Origin of the sequence: Desulfosarcina sp. (assembly GCF_041551955.1) — a bacterium.
GTDB lineage: Bacteria > Desulfobacterota > Desulfobacteria > Desulfobacterales > Desulfosarcinaceae > Desulfosarcina.
In genome coordinates this window covers 1-3,147 of record NZ_JBFELV010000535.1, presented here as the reverse complement: position 1 = coordinate 3,147, position 3,147 = coordinate 1, and the positions used below count along the sequence as shown (strand labels likewise).

Genomic DNA, 3,147 nt, shown 5'->3' with positions numbered 1-3,147 from the left:
CCGATATAGATCCGCTAGGTGCGTCGAAGGGAGGTGGAACTTGCCCAATGAAGGAAGAACACCGATGCATTCGAAGGCTCACCATGCGGTTATGATCTGGTCATAAAGAAAAAATGGTCAACTGGTGCTAAGAGAATTCCAATTTTAACCAGTACCCCTTTGGCAACTGATTTTCGTGCAACACACCGATTATATTATTAATTAGTAAGGATATACGGCGTACTGCATTAACATCAATTCCCGGCTTACCCGTCTGGACTGAACAATGAATACAGTTGGTATGTACCTAAAAAAGGAAAGAGAAGCTAAGATTATTAGCTTAAAGGAAGTCGCTCAAATAACAAAAATTTCACCGATCTATCTGGAGTACATTGAAAAAAACGAATTCGATAAAATCCCACAAGGCCCTTATATAAAAGGATATATTGGATCTTACTCCAGTGCCATCGGATGTGATGCTGATAAAATAATTGATCTGTATGAGTTTGAAAATCGCAAGCAGGCTCAAGCCGAAGCCATTCAACCCACAACCGTATCTGTTGATGGCGGGAAACATTCAGCCGACAATTCCCCGAAGAAAAGACGCGAGCAACCAAGCAGTCTTTGGCTGGGCAATCTTAGGTCATGGTTTAATACCCTTGTATCCTTCGTCGTGGTCAAAGGTGCCTCATTCAAAGCGGCCAAAAAACCGATCGACAGCATCGGTTCTTCCAAACAAGATATAGGTGTACCCTCCAGGCACAATGTTCTGCGCGTAATTAAATCCGGTTTTGCAGGGACCATACATCACATGTCCACCGATCGGAGAATCTGGGTGTATTCCTGTATTGCTATCATGGGGGCTTGTATTTTGATTCTTTCAGGAGTTGGGTTTTATCATTTGTTTCTTCACGATCCTGATTCATTCACAATCGCCGAAGCTATTAAATCGCCTGACAAGGTAAAAAACGTGTTGCCTTCAGTTGGTTCCCAATCATCAATAGTGATTTCGCAATCCTCTGATGAATCCGCAAACGTCGATACACCGAGAATCCATGTAAATAATAGCTTGCTTTCAAAGCCGCCCAAACATGACGCAGCGCTATCGGGCACAAGGAAAAAAGCCGAAATTTCATCCGGTACTTCCAGTCCCGCTATACAGGTCAACGCGCCATCATACGATCTATCTCCAACGACTAGACAAGACGCCTCAAATCGAGACACCGTCGACAAGGAAAAAAGCGCCGTTCAGTCCGACAGGCCCCCGTTAATAAGCGATCCATCGCCAAAAACGAGCATTGCCGAAGCATCCTTGAAGGTTTCAAAAGCCTCAATCTGTCGTGCAATTGAAAATCGAATGCCTGTCGGCGTCGATCGATTTTTTCGCACATCAGCCGGGAAGATTTATGTATGGACTGAGATTGAGGCAAAGCAGGTTCCATCCAAGATCCATCATATCTATTTCTTCCGCGGAGAAAAAATCAGTGATGTTTCCTTGGATATCCGATCTACCCATTGGCGGACATGGAGTTCCAAGACGATTGCCAACCGCCGTTATCGGGGGGAATGGCGCGTAGACATCGCCACATCCGACGGAAACATACTGCGACAACTCTATTTTGAGGTTAAATAGCGTTCCAACAAATCTTTGAATGTTATCTGGTAAAGCCTGAAAGGGGGCTCGGTGAAGGATCAGGCCAAACCCGCACCGACAGTTGACAACACCCAACAGATCACGATCCAATTACCCAATCGGATCATTGAACGTGTTGAAAAGTATGACAAGGAAAACGGCAATACCATCACCGGTGTCGTGATTGAAGCGCTGGATTCGTTCTTGCGGGGTCCAGATGTGTATTGATTTGAATAGTTTTTCACATTTGAAGGGTATAAACGCTCATAATCGCATTCAGTTGCACGGCCTGCATAGACATAAAACCGTCTTTAGCTGCTCTTAGGTTTTTTTTTAAAATAGTAGGCTGAATTCTCCAATTTTTTTAGAAAATGTTCATAACCATCCGCATTGATATCTGGCTTGTCCGTTTAGTGGCAATTAGCCATCAGTAATGACTTACAACCACCTTGAAAGAGATTCTGCTATACATTATACCCGATTAATCCAGATGGAGAGCGCCCCATGAGCCATCGCAGTCGACGAGATTTCATTAAAATCGGTGCCGGTTTTTTGGCCACCTGCCTGCTGCCGTCAGCAGGGTGGTCCGCCCTTTCACCAGACAACTCCCGTCGCACACTCTCCTTCTACAACGCTCACACCGGGGAAGAACTCAGCACTTGTTACTTTAAAAACGGCGCCTATTGCCCCGATGCCATGGGCCGCATCAATCACATATTAAGGGACCACTACACCGGCGACATCGAAAAAATGGATCCCCAGTTGATGGACTTGCTCCATTCCGTAAACCGTCTAGTGGAATGCAGTGCTCCCTTCCACATCCTTTCCGCTTACCGTTCCCCTCAAACCAATGACCGACTGCGCAAACAAAGGCCCGGCGTGGCCAAATCCAGCTATCACATCCTGGGACGCGCCATCGATATTCGCCTGCCCGGATGCGATACGCGCAAATTGCGCAAAGCCTGCCTGGATCTGAAACTGGGCGGTGTCGGTTACTATCCCCGCTCCGATTTCGTTCACGTGGATACCGGAGGCTTTCGCACCTGGAGAGGTTAAAGGCCCCTTGCCATTTAAGATTAGCTCCAACAACCATGTAGATATCAGGTCGATCAATTTCCAACGATGTGCGAAAATAATCACAACGGGCCAAATCTTACCAAAACGGGGATTCAGGTGGTACCGTGGGGATCATCACAACATATCAGGTAAATTCCAATAATTTCAGGTTGCTAAGGTGATATCAATGTATCAGAACGTGGCTACCATTCCTAATAAGTTTCCATTTTTCTGATTTTTCGCCTCGATATTTTTGATTTTAATATTGTCTTTGAGACGATCCGCCACCTTTTGCGGTATGAATATCATTTCCTGTTCGCGTCCGCTTTTAGGCTCTCTCAACAGGATTTTCCTTTCAGCGATGTCATTGGGAACGATGGCTAAAACCTCTCCGATCCGCATTGCACCGCGAGCCATCAGTTCAAGAATCAAGCGGTTCCTGGGTATCCTGGTCCGGAAAATAATTCCCTCCACGGTTT

At 45.9% G+C, this 3,147-nt stretch carries 3 protein-coding genes and 1 pseudogene; 3 read left to right on the top strand and 1 reads right to left on the bottom strand.

The genetic code is table 11. From position 1 onward, the window contains the following. Window positions 1-265 precede the first annotated feature (265 nt). The 3 genes from ABYV26_RS23715 to ABYV26_RS23705 all read left to right on the top strand — a co-directional run bounded on the left by ABYV26_RS23715 (window position 266) and on the right by ABYV26_RS23705 (window position 2,668). Entirely contained in the window at window positions 266-1,612 is a 1,347-nt protein-coding gene (locus ABYV26_RS23715; RefSeq protein WP_372683825.1) for a DUF2914 domain-containing protein, read from the top strand. A gap of 51 nt (window positions 1,613-1,663) precedes the next feature. After that, window positions 1,664-1,840, top strand: coding sequence for a hypothetical protein (locus ABYV26_RS23710; protein ID WP_372683824.1), 177 nt, complete (start codon window positions 1,664-1,666; stop codon window positions 1,838-1,840). A gap of 276 nt (window positions 1,841-2,116) precedes the next feature. After that, complete coding sequence (locus ABYV26_RS23705) at window positions 2,117-2,668, top strand: YcbK family protein (protein ID WP_372683823.1); 552 nt, start codon at window positions 2,117-2,119, stop codon at window positions 2,666-2,668. A gap of 192 nt (window positions 2,669-2,860) precedes the next feature. Here ABYV26_RS23705 and ABYV26_RS23700 read toward each other — a convergent pair. Beyond that, window positions 2,861-3,147: pseudogene (locus ABYV26_RS23700) on the bottom strand (hypothetical protein); the annotation flags it as partial.

Excerpts from the sequence above, each read along its gene's own strand:
- ABYV26_RS23705 (WP_372683823.1), top strand. The coding sequence starts at position 2,117 with ATGAGCCATCGCAGTCGACGAGATTTCATTAAAATCGGTGCCGGTTTT.
- ABYV26_RS23715 (WP_372683825.1), top strand. The coding sequence starts at position 266 with ATGAATACAGTTGGTATGTACCTAAAAAAGGAAAGAGAAGCTAAGATT.